At 61.9% G+C, this 17,278-nt stretch carries 16 protein-coding genes; 14 read left to right on the forward strand and 2 right to left on the reverse strand.

The window, feature by feature from the left end:
• Nucleotides 1-7: 7 nt before the first annotated feature.
• The 9 genes from ACK3R5_RS18820 (at nucleotide 8) to ACK3R5_RS18860 (ending at nucleotide 9,928) form a co-directional block, all read left to right on the forward strand.
• The gene (locus ACK3R5_RS18820; protein WP_411966266.1) at nucleotides 8-583 is read left to right on the forward strand and encodes a DapH/DapD/GlmU-related protein; all 576 of its coding nucleotides are present in this window, start codon (nucleotides 8-10) and stop codon (nucleotides 581-583) included.
• Entirely contained in the window at nucleotides 580-1,683 is a 1,104-nt protein-coding gene (locus ACK3R5_RS18825) for a DegT/DnrJ/EryC1/StrS family aminotransferase (protein ID WP_411966267.1), read from the forward strand. Before ACK3R5_RS18820 ends, ACK3R5_RS18825 begins: the two co-directional genes overlap by 4 nt.
• Entirely contained in the window at nucleotides 1,680-2,663 is a 984-nt protein-coding gene (locus ACK3R5_RS18830) for a Gfo/Idh/MocA family oxidoreductase (RefSeq protein ID WP_411969024.1), read from the forward strand. Before ACK3R5_RS18825 ends, ACK3R5_RS18830 begins: the two co-directional genes overlap by 4 nt.
• On the forward strand, nucleotides 2,660-4,021 hold the full coding sequence (locus ACK3R5_RS18835) for a nucleotide sugar dehydrogenase (RefSeq protein WP_411969025.1): 1,362 nt from the start codon (nucleotides 2,660-2,662) through the stop codon (nucleotides 4,019-4,021). Before ACK3R5_RS18830 ends, ACK3R5_RS18835 begins: the two co-directional genes overlap by 4 nt.
• Nucleotides 4,018-5,121, forward strand: a complete 1,104-nt coding sequence (gene wecB, locus ACK3R5_RS18840) for a non-hydrolyzing UDP-N-acetylglucosamine 2-epimerase (protein WP_411969026.1) — start codon at nucleotides 4,018-4,020, stop codon at nucleotides 5,119-5,121. The genes ACK3R5_RS18835 and wecB overlap by 4 nt, the downstream gene beginning before the upstream one ends.
• Entirely contained in the window at nucleotides 5,118-6,014 is an 897-nt protein-coding gene (locus ACK3R5_RS18845) for a polysaccharide deacetylase family protein (RefSeq protein WP_411966271.1), read from the forward strand. The genes wecB and ACK3R5_RS18845 overlap by 4 nt, the downstream gene beginning before the upstream one ends.
• 180 nt (nucleotides 6,015-6,194) lie before the next feature.
• Complete coding sequence (locus tag ACK3R5_RS18850) at nucleotides 6,195-7,490, forward strand: antibiotic ABC transporter permease (RefSeq protein ID WP_411969027.1); 1,296 nt, start codon at nucleotides 6,195-6,197, stop codon at nucleotides 7,488-7,490.
• A 243-nt stretch (nucleotides 7,491-7,733) separates the two neighbouring features.
• The gene (locus tag ACK3R5_RS18855; RefSeq protein WP_411969028.1) at nucleotides 7,734-8,894 is read left to right on the forward strand and encodes a lipid II:glycine glycyltransferase FemX; all 1,161 of its coding nucleotides are present in this window, start codon (nucleotides 7,734-7,736) and stop codon (nucleotides 8,892-8,894) included.
• A complete protein-coding gene (locus ACK3R5_RS18860; RefSeq protein WP_411969029.1) occupies nucleotides 8,891-9,928 on the forward strand; it encodes a lipid II:glycine glycyltransferase FemX in 1,038 nt (345 codons plus the stop codon). Before ACK3R5_RS18855 ends, ACK3R5_RS18860 begins: the two co-directional genes overlap by 4 nt.
• Nucleotides 9,929-9,940: 12 nt before the next feature.
• Here the strand turns inward: ACK3R5_RS18860 and ACK3R5_RS18865 are convergent, their stop codons facing one another.
• Nucleotides 9,941-10,222 (reverse strand): ArsR family transcriptional regulator, encoded by a 282-nt coding sequence (locus ACK3R5_RS18865; RefSeq protein ID WP_411969113.1) that lies wholly within the window; start codon nucleotides 10,220-10,222, stop codon nucleotides 9,941-9,943.
• Nucleotides 10,223-10,735: 513 nt separating this feature from the next.
• On the opposite strand from ACK3R5_RS18865, the gene ACK3R5_RS18870 reads away from it, so the two are divergent.
• The 4 genes from ACK3R5_RS18870 to ACK3R5_RS18885 all read left to right on the forward strand — a co-directional run bounded on the left by ACK3R5_RS18870 (nucleotide 10,736) and on the right by ACK3R5_RS18885 (nucleotide 15,527).
• Nucleotides 10,736-11,599, forward strand: coding sequence for a DUF6920 family protein (locus ACK3R5_RS18870; protein ID WP_411969030.1), 864 nt, complete (start codon nucleotides 10,736-10,738; stop codon nucleotides 11,597-11,599).
• A 49-nt stretch (nucleotides 11,600-11,648) separates the two neighbouring features.
• Entirely contained in the window at nucleotides 11,649-12,524 is an 876-nt protein-coding gene (gene surE / locus ACK3R5_RS18875) for a 5'/3'-nucleotidase SurE (RefSeq protein WP_411969031.1), read from the forward strand.
• 121 nt (nucleotides 12,525-12,645) lie between these two features.
• Nucleotides 12,646-14,352, forward strand: a complete 1,707-nt coding sequence (locus tag ACK3R5_RS18880; RefSeq protein ID WP_411969032.1) for a hypothetical protein — start codon at nucleotides 12,646-12,648, stop codon at nucleotides 14,350-14,352.
• A 26-nt stretch (nucleotides 14,353-14,378) separates the two neighbouring features.
• The gene (locus ACK3R5_RS18885) at nucleotides 14,379-15,527 is read left to right on the forward strand and encodes an ABC transporter permease (protein WP_411969033.1); all 1,149 of its coding nucleotides are present in this window, start codon (nucleotides 14,379-14,381) and stop codon (nucleotides 15,525-15,527) included.
• A 102-nt stretch (nucleotides 15,528-15,629) separates the two neighbouring features.
• On the opposite strand, the gene ACK3R5_RS18890 is transcribed toward ACK3R5_RS18885, so the two are convergent.
• Nucleotides 15,630-16,031, reverse strand: coding sequence for a CBS domain-containing protein (locus ACK3R5_RS18890; RefSeq protein ID WP_411966279.1), 402 nt, complete (start codon nucleotides 16,029-16,031; stop codon nucleotides 15,630-15,632).
• Nucleotides 16,032-16,277: 246 nt separating this feature from the next.
• Between ACK3R5_RS18890 and msrA the strand changes: the two genes are divergently transcribed.
• Entirely contained in the window at nucleotides 16,278-16,811 is a 534-nt protein-coding gene (gene msrA, locus ACK3R5_RS18895) for a peptide-methionine (S)-S-oxide reductase MsrA (protein WP_411969034.1), read from the forward strand.
• The last annotated feature ends 467 nt before the right edge of the window (nucleotides 16,812-17,278 follow it).

A 17,278-nucleotide genomic window follows, 5' to 3' on the forward strand; every position in this document is an offset into this window, starting at 1 on the left:
GTGACCGATGAGTGTCGAACTGGGAGTCGAATCCCACATCGACGACGACGTCACGATTGGCTACGGGGAGGGAGACGCGCCGGTCATCGGTGACCGAGCACGAATTCGCTCGGGGAGCATCGTCTACGGCGATGTGACCATCGGCGACGACTTCATCACGGGCCACAACGTCCTCGTCCGGGAGCAGACCACCATCGGCGACCAGGTGCTCCTCGGAACGGACACCGTCGTCGACGGCACGACGACCATCGGGTCGCGAGTCAGCATCCAAACCAACGTCTACATCCCCACCAACACACGAATCGGCGACGACGTCTTCGTCGGCCCGGGCGTCGTGATGACCAACGACCCGTACCCGATTCGGACCGAGTCAGAACTCGTCGGGCCGACACTCGAAGACCACGCCTCTATCGGCGCGAACGCCACAATCCTCCCCGGTGTGACGATTGGAGAAGGGGCGTTCGTCGCCGCCGGTGCAGTCGTCGTCGAAGACGTACCGCCACGGACGCTCGCAGTCGGTGCACCCGCCACCCATCGCGAGTTACCCGAACCACTGAAGGGAGACAACAGGATTCGACGATGACTGACGACAGAATCCCAATCGCAGCACCGCAACTCGGAAGCGAAGAACTCGACCGAATCACCACGGTACTCGAAAGCGGCATCATCGCCGACGGCCCCGAAGTCCGAGGGTTCGAACGAGAGTTCGCCGACTTCTGTGGTGCCGAACACGGTGTCGCCACGTCCAACGGAACCACGGCCCTCCACGCCGCGCTCCACGCGCTCGGAATCGGCCCCGGTGACCGGGTGTTGACGACCCCCTTTACGTTCATCGCGACGGCCAACGGTGTCACCTTCACCGGTGCGGACGTCGACTTCGTCGACATCGACCCGAAGACGTACAACATCGACCCTGACGCGCTCGAAGAACGCCTCCGTGGCGGTGAGCAGGTCGATGCAGTCGTCGCCGTCCACCTGTACGGCCTCCCGGCCGACATGACCCGACTGACCGAACTCGCAGAGACGTACGACTTCCTCCTCGTCGAAGACGCCGCACAGGCCCACGGCGCGGAAGTCGACGGCCAGCGCGTCGGGTCGTTCGGAGACGCAGCGTGCTTCTCGTTTTACCCCACGAAGAACATGACCACGAGCGAAGGTGGGATAATCACGACGAACCGCGACGACGTCGCAGAACGGGCCGCACGGTTCGTCGACCACGGCCGAGTCACCGGATACGAACACTCGGAAGTCGGACACAACTTCCGCATGACGAGTATCGCAGCGGCCATCGGGCGCGCCCAACTGCAAAAACTCCCCGCGTTCACGCGCGCCCGGCAGAAAAACGCCGCAGCGCTGACCGAATACCTCGAAGACGCACCGGTGACGACGCCGTACGTCCCACCGGACCGGACACACGTCTTCCACCAGTACACGGTGCAGTGTGACGGCGTCGAGCGAGACGCACTGAAGTCGTATCTCGACGCCAAGGGTATCGACACGGGCGTCTACTACCCGAAACCCGTCCACGAGCAAAAACCGTACAGCCACCTGATGGTGTCGGCACCAGTCGCCGAAGAGATGGCGACGCGCGTCATCTCACTGCCGGTCCACCCCGGACTCAGTGAGGACGACGTGACTCACGTCGGCCGAACTGTCGCCCAGTACGTGGAGGTGGTGACGTGACAGACGCAGTCGCTGCGGGCGTCATCGGCGTCGGGTCGATGGGGACGAACCACGCGCGGGTCTACTCCGAACTCAGAGGCGTCGAGCTAGTCGGCGTCGCCGACGTAGACGGAGAACGCGCGGCGGCAGTCGCAGCAGAGTTCGGAACGAAGGCGTTCACCATCGACGAACTCCTCGAACACGTGGACGTCGTCTCTATCGTCGTCCCGACACCGTACCACGCGTCGGTCGCTCGCTCGTGTATCGAGGCAGGTGTCCACGTCCTCATCGAGAAACCGTTCGTCGACGATTTCCGCGAGGGCGAAGAACTGGCGGCGCTCGCCAAGTGGCACGGCGTGACGCTACAGGTCGGTCACATCGAGCGATTCAACCCCGCTGTCCGTGCACTCGACACATTCCTCGACGGCACCGAGCCAATCGCGATTACGGCGAACCGTCTCGGACCTCCACTGAACCGTGACGTGGACGACGGCGTCATCATGGACCTCATGATTCACGACATCGACGTCGTCCTCTCGCTCGTCGATTCCGAGATTGCGAACCTCTCGGCGACGAGTACGGCAGACGACCAGTACGCGACGGCCCAGTTGACCTTCGAAAACGGCGTCGTCGCGACGCTCACCGCGAGTCGCGTCACACAGCAAAAGACACGAACGCTCGACATCACGGCGCGTGACCGTCTCATCCGCGTCGACTACCTGAACCAGTCGGTCCAGATATTCCGGCAGTCGAAGCCAGATTTCCTGCGCGAGAACGGCAACGTCCGGTACCGCCACGAAGTTCTGATGGAACAGCCGATGATAGAGGCCGGAGAACCGCTGAAACACGAACTGCAAGCGTTCGTGGAAGCGGCCACCGACGGCAAACCGGTCGTCGTTACGGCAGACGACGGCCTCCGTGCGTTAGCGGTCGCACAGCGTATCGAAGCGGACGCCTACACGAAGAAACAGCCTGTCGAGACACCCGAGGAGACACCATGACGGAGCTTCGTTCGGGACTCTACAACGCCAAACTCCCCCCGGCCGGGCAGCGGAACGCCCTCCGCGAGGGACACGTGCCAGTCGCCGTCTACGGACTCGGGAAGATGGGACTCCCGCTAGCGGCCGTTTACGCGAAGGTGACGGGTGACGTCGTCGGCGTCGACATCAACGACGACGTGGTCCGCACCGTCAACGACGGCGAGTGTCACGTCGCCAAAGAACCGGGATTACCGGAACTCGTGGCCGAGCAGGTCGAACGCGGAGCACTTCGTGCGACGACGGACAGCGTCGCCGCAGCGGAGACGGCCGTGGTCCACGTCATCATCGTCCCGACGCCGCTTTCGGACGACCGAGAGCCAGACCTGGCGGCCTTCGAAGCCGTCCTCGACAGTATCGCCACGGGCCTCTCGGCGGGCGACATGGTCGTCGTCGAGTGCACCGTGCCACCGGGGACGAGTCGCGAACTCGTCGTCCCGTACCTCGAAGCCAAAAGCGGCGTGACACGCGACGAATTCGGCGTCGCGTTCTGTCCCGAGCGGACCTCCTCGGGGAGAGCACTGCAAGACATCACTGAATCGTACCCGAAAATCGTCGGCGGTGTGGACGCGGAATCGACTCGCGTCGCCTCGCTCATCTACAGCGAGATAACCGCCAACGAGGTCATCGAGATGAGTGACGCGACGACTGCCGAGGCCGTGAAGCTGTTCGAAGGCGTCTACCGCGACGTCAACATCGCCCTCGCGAACGAACTCGCCAGAGCGCGTGACGACTTGGGAATCGACGTTCGCGAGGCAATCGACGCGGCCAACACGCAACCGTACTGTAACATCCACGCTCCCGGGGCCGGTGTCGGCGGCCACTGTATCCCGTGGTATCCGTACTTCATCACCAGTCGCGTCTCGGCCGAGATGCCGCTGTTGCTGACTGCCCGCGACGTCAACGACAGCATGCCGACGTTCACCGCGGACAAACTCCGCGACGAACTGGCGCGGACGGGACGCGATATCGAGGGCGCGACAGTCGCCGTCCTCGGCGTTACGTACCGGCCCGGCGTGGCCGAGACGCGTGCGACACCGGCGGCAGGCGTCATCGACAGACTCCGAGAACACGGTGCGTCCGTCCTCGCAGTCGACCCGATGTTAGACGACGACGTGGTGGCCTCGTTCGGGGCGACGCCAGTCGCACTCGCCGACCTGACGAGTCACGCGCTCGACGGCGTCGTCGTCGTCACGCCACACGAGGAGTTCGACGACATCGAGTGGGCCGCCTTCGACGACTTGGTCGTCGTCGACGGACGCGGCACGCTCGGAGAGATTGGCCACAGCGTCTACGTAATCGGAGGCGGACCACGGCCATGACTCGGCTGAAAGTCCTCTCTGTCGTCGGCGCACGACCACAGTTCATCAAGGCGTTTCCGGTGTCGAAAGCACTCCGCCGCGAACACGACGAGGTGCTGGTCCACACCGGCCAACACTACGACGAGTCGCTGTCGGGCGTGTTCTTCGACGAACTCGACATCCCGAAACCCGACTACAACCTCGGCGTCGGGTCGGGGGGACACGCCGCACAGACCGCCGAGATGATGCAACGACTCGATACCGTCATCGCGGACGAAGCGCCCGACGTCGTCCTCGTCTACGGCGACACGAACTCGACGCTCGCGGCAGCGCTGGTGACGTCGAAGCGCGAACCACGGTTGGCGCACGTCGAAGCGGGACTCAGGAGTCACAACTGGGAGATGCCAGAAGAGGTCAACCGCGTCCTCACAGACCACTGTTCGGACCTCCTGTTTGCACCCTCGGAGTCCGCCGCATCGACCCTCGAAGCCGAAGGGATTCACGACGGCGTGTATGTGACCGGCGACGTCCAGTACGACGCCATCCTCGCGGTTCGAGGGGCGGCACGCGAGCGCTCGACGGTGCTCGAAGAGATGGGACTCCGCGACGGTGAGTACGTCCTCGCGACGGTGCACCGCGCCGGCAACACGGACGACCCGGCGAGGCTAGAAGCCATCATGACCGGCCTCGGAGACGCCGATAGACCGGTCGTCTTCCCGGTTCACCCTCGAACCGAGAACGCGCTCAAAGCCGCCGACCTGTGGACACGAGTCGCCGAAGACGAGAACATCGTCCTCGTCGACCCAGTCGGGTATCTCGACTTCGTCCGTCTCCTCGATGGGGCCGAACGCGTCGCCACCGACTCCGGCGGCGTCCAAAAGGAAGCCTTCTACCTCGACAAACGCTGTGTCACCCTCCGCGACGAGACGGAGTGGGTCGAGACGGTCGATTCCGGGTGGAACACACTCGTCGGGGCCGACACCGACGCGATTCGAACAGCGTTGCAATCGACCGACTCACTTCCGGACAAACCGTCGCTCTACGGTGACGGAACCGCCGCTCAACGAATCGTCGAGGTGCTCTCGGCAGACACCGAACGACACACCAGTACCCGACGATGAGTGAATTTGCCCTCTGTCTGTCTCACGACGTCGACCGACCGTACAAGACGTATCAGGGTCTCTACTACGCGGTGAAAGAGCGGTCGCTCTACCACCTTCGGACGCTGTTGTTCCGAGAGAACCCCTACTGGCAGTTCGAGGACATCATGGCACTCGAACGTGACCTGGGCGTTCGCTCGTCGTTCTACTTCCTCAACGAACCGAGTCTGTTCGAGACGGGGTCGCTGGCGGATTTCGTCGACCCGGCAGATTGGCTCGAACATCTCGGCCGCTACGACATCACGGACGACGAGATAGTCGACGTGATTCGGCGACTCGACGCCGAGGGGTGGGAAGTCGGGATACACGGGTCGTTCCGGTCGAGTGACGACTTCCACCGCCTCGGTACCGAGAAGCAGGAACTCGAATCGATACTCGGTCACGAACTCCTCGGCGGGCGGCAACACCACCTCAAACTCGCCGACCAGACGTGGCAGTACCACCGCGAACTCGGCCTGAAGTACGACGCCAGCGTCGGGTCGAGCACCGAGTACGGATTTCAGTACGGAACGCACCCGTTCCGACCCTTCGACGACGAGTTCGTCGTGTTCCCACTGACGCTGATGGAAGTCGCACTTCCCGACCCAGGCGTGGATTTCGACGCTGCATGGAGCGAGTGCGAACGACTCCTCGACGAAGCAGAGGCGAACGACGCGGTGCTGACGGCGCTGTGGCATCCGCGGTACTTCAGCGAAGACGAGTTCCCCGGCTATCGACGGTTGTACGTTCGTCTCGTCGAGGAAGCACTCGAACGAGGTGCGTGGGTCGGCCCCCTCGGTGACTACTATCAGACGTTCCTCGCCGGGGAGACAACCGCCCCACACTCGTCTACCGGCCGGCCGACGAGTGAGTGACGTCGAGATGGAGGTAGTGAGAACTGTCGAGACGGGAGCGGAGAAGCGTATCGCGCAGGGCGATTTCCAGACCGGAGAACGAATCGCACGCGTCCCCGTCGGTCGATATTCGCTGTATAACAAAGCCCCCTCCAGCGAACAATCCGGTACTTACCCCCGAGAGCGGTGTTCCCGCCCATCATGACTCAAAACACGACGACACAGCAGTACCCGATTGCCGCCGATACAGACCGACTCCAGCAGTACGTCGACGTCTTAGACGACGTTCTCGAATACGCCCGAGTGCGAGATTACAACGGGTGGGACTACGGCGACGGGTTGAGTAGTCGTGTGTTACACGCACTCCCCGACAACCTCGTCGTGAACCTCCTCGTACAGGAGTTCATCAAACGCTCACCGGTCAACGTCCGCCCGCTTTTCCGCGTCGAACAGCGCCGAAACTTCAAGGGAATCGCGCTGTTCGCGATGGCGAATCGGACGCGTGCACAACTCGGGCAGTGGTTCGAGGGTGACCACCCCCCCGAGGCGTATCTCGAAGACGCCGAGTCGTTGACGAACTGGATCGTCGAGCATCAGGTCGAAGGGTTCAGCGGATTCGGCGGAAGCCACCGACACAGAATCCAGCATCCATCGGGACGGAGCGGTCCCCGAGAGACGGTCCCAAACTCGCCGAACCTCGTCTCGACGTCGTTCGGTGTCAAGGCGCTCTTGGCTGGCAAGGAGTTCGACCCCGAGTATCCCGACATCGCCAAGACCGCCGTCGACCTGGCCGTCGACGACCTCGACTATCGACTGGTCGGCGAGGGTGCAGTCATGGACTACTACCAGTCACACCCGAAGGACAGTTACACCCTCAACGCCATCGCCCTCGGTGCACGGTACTTCGTCGAACTCTACGAGGAGTTCGGCGACGCGGAACTGCTCGAACGAACCGAACAGGTGTTCGACTTCATCGCCTCGACGCAGACCGAACGAGGTGGCTGGTACTACCGCGAACCACCGACTTCGTCACACCTCTCGATGGACAACCACCACAACGGGTTCATCATCGAGTGCTTCCAGCGATACGAAGATATCGTCGGGAGCGGTCGGTACGACGACACACTCGACAGGGCACTCGACTTCTATGCGAGAGAACTGTTCGACGACGACGGTGCGCCGAACTTCGACGAGAACAACGCGTATCCCCGGGATATTCACGCGACTGCGCAGGGAATCCTCGTCTTCACGTACGCCGGGCAGTACGACAGGGCCGAACGTATCCTCCAGTGGGCGCTCGCCAACATGTACGTGCCCGAGGAAGGCCGCTTTTACTTCCGAAAACAGCGGTTCTACACCAAGCGAGTGACGCTGATGCGGTGGGCACAGGCGTGGATGGCCTACGCCATCGCGGAGTACGTCGCGACGCGACTCGCCGACGAACCGACCCACGGGTACGGTATCGACTCACTGACCGTCCCGACAGAGACTGCCTGAACGCAGTCCGACGTTCTGGAATTCGGTATAGTTGCGTCATAACAAATCTCGGCCCCAACGTCAACTCGAATCGAGAATGTCTCGTGAGGTGATACACGTGGGTACTGTCCGACGCGCACGTCCTGCCGTCACCACGTCGGTTCCGAGGACCGGACGCCCGGTCCACCGAACTGTCGTCGACGACCTGACTACCGCATCACCAGCGACACCGACGCCTCACGACATGCAGTTTCCTCCGAAATCATGACAATCGAGATACGAGAGTTCGACGAGACGAGACGCGACGAGTGGGACCGATACGTGAACCGCTCCGGGGACGCGAGTCTCTTTCACCAGTACCGCGCCCTCGAACTACAGGCGTCGCACTCGAATTCGACACTCCACCCACTCGTCGGGTTCGACAACGAGCAACCAATCGGTCTGTATCCGGTGTTCGAGGTTCACAGAGGCCCCGTCAAGGCGGCATTTTCCCCGCCGCCCAACATCGGAGTGCCCTACCTCGGCCCGGTGATGGTCGACACCGACCCCATCAAGCGGCGGAAACTCGAACGCCGCCGCCATCAGTTCATCGAGGGGTGTAGCGACTGGATACGTCGGGAGATTTCACCGACGTACAGTCACCTTCGGGTGGGAGACTACTACACAGACATGCGGATGTTCCAGTGGGATGGGTACCTCGTCACCCCGAAGTACACGTACCACGTCGATTTGACGCCCGACCACGACGACCTGCTCCTGTCGTTCAGTCGAAACGCCCGCCGGAACATCCGCGGCGGCGACGACGAGGCGGCGAACATCTCCATCGGCGGACGAGCGGAACTCGAAGCGATTCTGTCGGCCGTGGAGGACCGATACGAGGAACAGGAGTTGGGCTTCGACGTCCCGCCGGAGTTCGTCTGTGACCTGTACGACGAACTCCCGGACGGCCAGATTCGACCGTACGTCTACACGGTCGACGACGAGTTCGTCAGCGGCATCATCGTCGTCCAGTTCGGAGAGACAGTCTCGCGGTGGATGGGAGGTGTTCGGACGGACCGGAGCGACTGGGTAGACGCCAACGACCTCATCGACTGGCGAATCATGACAGACGCGAAGCGCGAGGGATGCGTCCGATACGACCTAGTCGGCGCTAACAACCGCCGCCTCAACCGCTACAAAGGGAAGTACAACCCCAAACTCGTCACGTTCTACCAAATCGAGCACGGGTCGTTGCCCGCCAGAGCGGCAGCGCATCTCTACAGAGACCGAATCAGTTCGAACCTCACCACACTCACCGAGTCGAGGTGGACGATTACTCCCCGACAACTACTCGCGAACGTCGTTCCCTCACTGACGACAACGTACAGAAACGATTCGTCCACTCGCGACGTCCTTTCCAGTAACACATCACAAAACCACAGATGACACAACTACACATAGAACAATTGACACTCGAAGAATGGGACGACACGTTGCCGTCCTCGGGTGTCGAAGTATTCCACTCGTCGGCAGTCCTCGACGCGATAGACCAGCATTTCGACGGCGAGATGCACCTCTTCGGCGCGTACAAGGGAGAGCAACCCGTCGCGCTCTTCCCGACGTTCGAACGGAAGAACGCACTCGGCCGGGTCATCGTCTCGCCGCCCCCGTCGATGGGGATACCGTATATCGGTCCGGTTATGATGCCGAATAGCCCGAAACAGACCGCTTACGAGTCCGTAAACAAGGATTTCTCGTCGCTCGTGATGGACGAACTCGGCGTTCGCTCCAACAGAGCGTTCGTCCGCTTCATCTGTGCGCCGTCCTACGTGGACCCTCGCCCGTTCGACTGGGCCGGGTTCGCCGTCTCGCCGGCGTTCACCTACCGAATCGACGTGGGCACGCAGTCCCTCGACGACGTTCAAGCCCAGTTCAGTTCGAGTCTCCGCAAAGAGATTCGCAAAGCCCAGACGTTCGACGTCACCGTGCGAGACGAAGGCATCGAAGGCGCACGACTGGTCTACGACGACGTCATCTCGCGATACGACGAACAGGACGAAGCGTTCGGGATGCCGTGGGAGTTCCTCGAATCCGTCGTGACTGGCCTCGGAGACCGGTGCCGGGTCTACGTGGCCCGTGACCCGGACGGAGAGTATCTCAGTGGCATGGTCGTCCCGTTCTCGAACGACGTCGGCTACTACTGGATTGGTGGCGCACGGGCGAGTTACGACGGGGTCAGCATCAACAATCTCATCCACTGGACGGTACTCGAAGATATCAAAGAGGACGACGCGCTCGCCTCGGTGACGAAATACGACCTGGTCGGCGCGAACACCGAACGACTCTGTAACTACAAGGCGAAGTTCGGCGGCGAACTGGTTCCGTATTACACCGTCGAGTCCACGGGCGTCGGGATGAATCTCGCCAAACGCACGTACCAACTGCTAAACAAGAGCGGCGAGCGCATCCCTACGAAGTGAGGTGCGCGGTTCTCAGGCCATCTGCTGGCCTTCGATTACTTTCCAGAGGTTCTCGGCGTCGTCTGCGATGCCGTAGACACGCCCTTTCGTCCGGTCTTCGGGGACCAGAAGTTCGACGATAGAGCGCTCGCGGAGTTCCTGAAGTGCCCGTGAGACGTGGGCGACAGGTTGCTTCGCGTCGGAGGCAATCTGTGTGGGTGTCGCCGGCCCTTCGTCGAGTCGTTCGAGGACATCGACGCGGTAGCGCGAACTGATGACGAATCCGACGTCGTCCCAGCGGACGTCGCGGACCATCGCGCTCGCGGAGCTCACGAGGCGTTCACCTCCGGAGACAGAACAGTAAGCGGCGTGTGCTCGTCGCCGTGTTCGGAGTGCTGTGCGGTTCGAGAATGGGTGTGGAGGGCCTTCACTCGAGCAGCGGCCGACATCTGCGCTACGGACCAGGTAGAACTGTCGGTCGGTGATTCGAGGTCAACCCCAATGCAGTACGAACTCGGCAGAGACACCTGTTTCGCCCCGATTAACGGGACATTAACGGCTGAATCGGCGGATGCCTGGTCTGCCAGTCGCACTAGTTTGGAGCTCATTCATTCGTTACTACGAACTTAATTACATAAAGTCTCCGTTGTAACAATGTTCAGCGTTTCGTGAAGGTCAGATTCGAACGAATAACAGCAACGACAGAATTTGGCCACGAGTCTGCGGGGGAGAAACCACGAGGACAGGACAAGTGGAGAGTACTGGAGTCAGTCTCACGACGTGATACCCGAAGAGAGACTCATACCCCCAACGACCGTAATGAGACACATGTCACTGAAGCGATTTTTTAGCGTCGTCGGAGTCCTCGTTCTCGGGAGTGTCGCGTTTCTGGCCGCACGTCGCTCGCTTGGCGAGCGCGAACCCAGTCGTCTCGACCAGCAACTCGAGTCACCCGCAGTATCGAACGACCACCGAACGGTCAGCGACGACGACTTCGAAGGACTCCCCGCACCGATACAGAGATATCTGGACCACGTCCTCACAGACGGGCGACCGTACGTCCAGTCGGTACGCATGCACCAGGTTGGAGAGTTCCGACTGGGTGACGCCACGTCCGCGTGGAAACCGCTCGAAGCGACACAGCACTACACTGTCGACCCACCGGGGTTCGTCTGGAACGCCCGCATCGACGTCGTGCCGTACGTCCCGATTCGAGTCGTCGACGCCTACGTCGCCGGACGAGGACGACTCACCGCGAAACTGTTCTCGCTTCTCAACGTCGCCGATGCGGACCCCGCTCCCGAACTCGACGAAGCAGAACTCGCGCGATATCTCGCCGAGATGGTCTGGTTCCCCACGGCGTTCCTCCCGGGGCACGGCGTCGAATGGGACGCCATCGACGACGACTCCGCCAGAGCGACTCTCGAACACGACGGCACGACAGCATCCGTCGTCTTCCACGTCGACGAACACGACGAAATCACGCGCATCACCGCCGACCGCTGGTACGAGACTGACGATGGCTCTTACCGGTTGGCCCCGTGGACCGGGTACGTCTCCGACTACCACGACGTCGACGGGATGCGCGTCCCCAGTTCCGGCACCGTCGAGTGGAACCACCCTGACGGTGACGTTCCATACTGGCGGGCGGACATCGAAACCATCGAGTACGACCCGAAGTCGTCGCAGTGAGGGAGAGATTCGGAAGCTCTACGACACATCGACCACACCTGCGACGTAGATGACCGACCGCGACTCCCCGCTTCGGATTCTCCTCACCAACGACGATGGCATCGACGCGCCGGGTATCGCCGCGATGCGCGAAGAACTCACCGCCATCGGCGACGTCACTGTCGTCGCGCCCGCCGAGAATCAAAGCGGCGTTGGCCGCGCCCGCAACGAACTCGCCGTTCGTCGTGAACACCCGTGGGGATACGCGCTCGAAGGGACGCCCGCAGACTGCGTCGCCTACGGCCTCCGTGGCCTCGAAACGGAGTTCGATATCGTCGTCTCCGGTATCAACGACGGGCCGAACGCCGGGAACTACATCGTCGGCCGGTCGGGAACCGTCGGCGCGGGTATCGAAGCGGCGTTCCTCGGAACGCCCGCCATCGCCGTGTCGAGCTATCACGCCCGGGACTTCTTCTGTCACCCACCGGAAGAGTACGACTTCTCTCGGCCCGCCAGAATCGGCCGCGCACTCACCGAACGCGTCTTCGGCGCAGCTATCTTCGACGATATCGACCTCGTGAACGTCAACGCACCCGTCGACGTTCCGAACCCGCGAATGCGCGTGACTCGACCGCTTGCGGATTACGACCAGCAGGTCGAACACCACGCCGACACGGACCTCCTCCCGGACGGTGACCGAGACGGTGGCCTCGACGACGACGAACTCCTCGTCCGCCTCCAGGACGTCTCGTGGCCGAACACGGTTGGCTACGAGAACCCGTTTCCACCCCGAGACGACTACCGGGAGCGCTATCCCACCGGCAGTGACCGCCGGGCGATGGTCGACGGCGAAGTGAGCGTCTCCCCGCTCGGCGTCCACCACGGCCACACGGAGGACCCGAAACTCGCGAGCGTCGTCGAAGGCCTCTCCGAACAGGTCGAGTGAGCGTCGGAGGCGTCGGGTGAGCGTCAGGTGAGCGTCAGGTGAGCGTCGGGTAGCGCCGGAGGCGTCGGGTGAGCGCCGGGTGAGCCTGAGATAGACTGCGTCGAAGCGTCTGACGTGCGCTATGGCTAACCGTACTGGCCACCAACATCTTTCGATGCAGGTCCGCGGTTACATACTCACTCTCCTCGCCATCGCGATGCTGGTGGTCGCGAGCGTCGGCCCAGTCTCGGCCGTCCCAGACGCTCGACTCACCGTCAGCGACGTGACGGTGACGCCGGCGACACCCGTCGTCGGTGAACAGGTCGTCGTTACCGTCTCTCTGGCGAACTCTGTCGGGAGTCCGTCGTCCGCCACCGTCGACGAGGTTCGCCTCACCGACCCCATCGACGAGCGGAGCGTTCGCGCCCGAACACTGGGAGGCCTCTCTCCGGGTGACAGCGTGACCGTCCCACTCGCCATGACCTTCGAAACCGCGGGCCCACGAACACTCACGCTCTCTGTGGTTGGCACAGACGAAGACGACGACAGAGTCCGTATCGAACGGCCCGTCCCAATCGCCGTCGAGGATGCCCCACCACTGGTGGGCGTGAGTGTCGCCGACGCCGTCGTCGACGCCGAGACGCGAGTGGCAGTGTCGCTTTCGAACCCGACGACTGGTGAGATGCGGAATATCGTCGTCTCCGTCGCAGACGTGAACGGAGACGCCACAGTCGGCACCGCGTCTGTCGCGACGCTGCCCGCTGGCGAAACCGAGATTCGAAATCTCACTGTCGTTCCCGCCGAAGTCGGCGCGACGACGCTCGAACTCCAAGTGGACTACACCACCGCCTCGGGTACCGAACGCACGCGCACCGTCGACGTTCCGGTCGACGTGGCCGCGTTCACCGACGACGTGCAACTCACGCTCAGACCCGTCGTCGAGAGCGAAGAGACTGCTGGCGGCCCCGACATCGTCTCGCTTCTCGCCGGTGGCGGTGCCGGTGCCGCGTTGGGTGGTGGTGGAGTCACCGACGGTGCCGAGGGAGAATCCGACGGCCCGACCAGTCGATTCGACGTCGTCGTCACGAACTTCGGGTCGGCACCGATAACCGACGTCGTCGTCGAACCCGCCGGACCGAGTGGGTCGTTGCCTCGGCTCTCGATTCCAGGACCTATCGAACCCGGTGAGTCCGACACCGTAGTGGTAGACCTGGCTGACGTCCGAGAGGCAGGGCCGCTCACGCTCCGAGCGACCTACACCGTCGGCGTCCAATCCGGTGAGACCACGACGACGCTCGACTATCGCCCGGCAGTCGCTGACCTCGTCTTCACCGACCTCGACGTGACTGTCGTCGACGGCGAACTCCGCGTCCTCGGGAACGTGGCCAACCAGGGTCGGGGTGACGCGGCGGGCGTCGTCGTCGAACTCGTCGAGTCGGACACTATCACACCAGCCTATCCACAACGCGACTACTTCGTCGGGCGGATAACAGAGAGTGACTTCGCACCCTTCGAACTCACGGGGGCAGTCGGTGACGACGCAACTGACGCGACGGTGACCGTCCGATACACCGTCGACGGCGTCGAAGTCGTTCGAGAAGCGGTGGTCGACCTGCCGTCCGAGGACGGTTCGGGCGGTGGCTTCGGAGTCGGGAATCTCGCGGGTGGTGCCGCAGGTGCTGTGAGCGCGCCGTCCGCCGACGCCGACGGTTCCGCGACCACGTCCGACTCACGCGGGCCATTCCCCCACGTCACGGACCCCACACAAGCTATCGCAATCGTGGTACTCCTGACGCTCCTCGTCCTCCCGATTGCGGCGGCGGTACGCATTCGACGCGCCCCGAAATGACGAGTCCCTCATCCAACCGCAAGCGTATGGCCACGGCCTCAGAAGGACTCACGGCGGCGGTGTTCCTCGCCAGACGAAATCTCGCCCGGAATCGACTCCGGTCGACACTCGCGATTCTCGGCATCATCATCGGCGTGTTCGCTATCGCGACGCTCGGTATCCTCGGGAGCGTCATCCAACTCACCGCCGCAGACGCACTCGGCGGACTCGGTGACCAGGTCATCGTCTCACCGAACGCCGACGCCGGTATCGAGCGACTCACCGACCGAGACGTGACCACTATCTCGCGGGCAGTCGGTGACGACGCGTCGGTCATCCCCGTCGTCACGGGGGGTGCACTCGTCGAGCGAGGTGACGCGAGAACGTTCGCCGCACTCTACGCCGTCGAACGACCGGGTGAGTTGTTCACCTCGGCGGCGGGTGAACTCCCCGAGCGCCACCGACGTGGGGCAATCGTCGGGAGCGACGTCGCCGCCGAACTCGGTGTCGACGTCGGACGGACGATTACCATCGAAGGACGAGAGTACCGCGTCATCGCCGTCTTAGCAGAGTCTGACGGGTTCAATCTCCTCCGACCGGATGGCGCCGTCTTGATTCCACGGACGGCGTTCGCCGACGAGTCGTACACGCAGGTTATCGTCCGCGCCGAGTCGGGGGGCGAAGCAGCGACTGCCGCCGATGCGGTTCGGAGTTCGCTGAACGCCCGCGAAGAACGCGTCACCGTACTCGAACTGTCGCAAATCGTCGAACGAGTCGACCAGTTCTTCGGCCTCCTGAACGCGTTTCTCATCGCCATCGGTGCAGTCTCGCTCGTCGTCGCTGGTGTGAGTATCCTCAACGTGATGTTGATGAGTGTCTCAGAACGGCGTGGTGAAATCGGTGTCCTCCGTGCTGTCGGCGTCCAGCAGGGGGACGTCCTCCGAACCATCCTCGTCGAAGCGGGCTTGCTCGGAGTGGTCGGCGGTGTCGTCGGTGCCGCCGTCAGCGCTGTCGTTGCCCTCGGAATCTACCTCGTCGTCCCCGAGGTGACCCTCCCAGTCGTCGCCAACCTCCGAACCGGTGGCTACCTCCTCTTCGCGGTGCTGTTCGGCGTGGTCATCAGCTTGGCGAGTGGCCTCTATCCGGCGTGGCAAGCGGCGAACGAACGCCCGGTTCAGGCACTGCGCGTCAAGTGACGTGGACAAACAGGCCTTCGAGGCGGGCACGAGTTCAGATTCGAACCCGAGAAAAACCAGACGCCGGGACCAACGGGGAGTCGAGCGAAGACGTCTTCGAATCTACGTCGATATTCGGCCGACCTGAGAGACGTACGCCGCCAGGTCGGAGGTAGTGATGATACCGATGACGCCCTCGTCGTCGTCGACTACCGGCATGTGGTGGAATCCGTGCTCGGTCATCGCTTCCGCCACCTCGGTAATCGGGTCCTGTGCGTTTGCAGTCATGACCTCAGTCGTCATGTATCGCTCGACTGTCGTCTGTGCTTTGGGTTGGCTCTTCGCGACGATGTCGACGAAGTCGGTCGTCGTCAGAATCCCTTCGAGGTTGTTCTCCTCGTCGACGACGATGAGCGAACTGATGTTGTTGTCCAGAATCAACTGCGCCGCGTCCTCGACGAGCGTATCTGCGGATACAGTGACGAGTTCCGTGGACATGAGTCTCGCAACAAATATATCTTCCATAATTATTGCTTATCGAGGCGACGTATAAATGTTAGCGTTCAACCCATCTAGGGAAAGAATTTCAAATTCCCAAAATACTGAGGGTCTATGAGAGGAAATGTCGGGTGAACACAACATTCTCCACCTATCGGCTGACTTCCTGCGAGATACCCATCGGCCACCATCCGACCACCATCCACCCACCTCCAGTCACCAGCCATCAACCCCTGCCGCGGGGCTTAATTCGCCAGCGACGTAAGCAAGGGTATGGAAGCGACACAGACGGCGACGTTCGGTGGCGGGTGTTTCTGGTGTATCGAAGCCGCCTTCAAAGAACTCGACGGCATCGCAGCGGTCACCTCTGGGTACGCTGGTGGTGACGTCGCTGACCCGACGTACGAGCAGGTTTGCTCCGGGAACACCGGTCACGCCGAAGTCGTCCAAGTCGAATTCGACCCCCACGTCGTCGCCTACGAGGACTTACTCGACGTGTTCTTCGCCATTCACGACCCGACTCAACTCAATCGCCAGGGGCCAGACATCGGTACCCAATATCGGTCTATCGTCCTCTATCACGACGACGACCAGCGACGTCTCGCCGAGGCGTACATCGAGGCCGTCGACGAGTCGTACGACGACGACGTCGTGACAGAACTCGAACCGATAGGAACCTTCTACGAAGCAGAACCGTACCATCAAGACTACTTCGAGAAGAATCCGAACGACGCCTACTGTCAGTTCCACGCGAGCCCGAAAGTCGAGAAAGTTCGCGAGAAGTTCGCGGATATCCTCGCGAACTGAACCACCGACGGTATCTAGAGCATCCGTCGAGCTTGGAGACAGTGAGCAAAGCGTGGAACTCTCACAATTTGTACAATGTTTAGAAATTTGGACTGATTCGAGGGTCGCCTCTGGACGGTTTCAGCACGTTCGAGACAGGGCCAGTGGACCAATTTTCCACACCATACGGCAGACATTCGAGGAGTAAACCAACACCACTGTGTCCGCAGTATCGTTACGTCACGAAACGTGAAAGTCGTGTTTTCGAGACCGTAAGCATCGTGCGAAGTTGGCACTGTGAAGAGTTTGTAGACACTACACAGAGTGTAAAGAGTTTACAATTTTTACAAATTGTAGAATGTGTGGCAGACCGTTACGTACCTCGCCAGTCGCAACGAGAAACAGTCCTCAGTCGTCTGTCACAGAGTCCTCTTCGCCACAGACCCGTTCTCGAATTCCATCGACGGAACGTGAGTCTCTACTCTGGA

The organism is Haloferax sp. YSSS75 (assembly GCF_046764215.1).
Classification (GTDB): Archaea; Halobacteriota; Halobacteria; order Halobacteriales; family Haloferacaceae; genus Haloferax.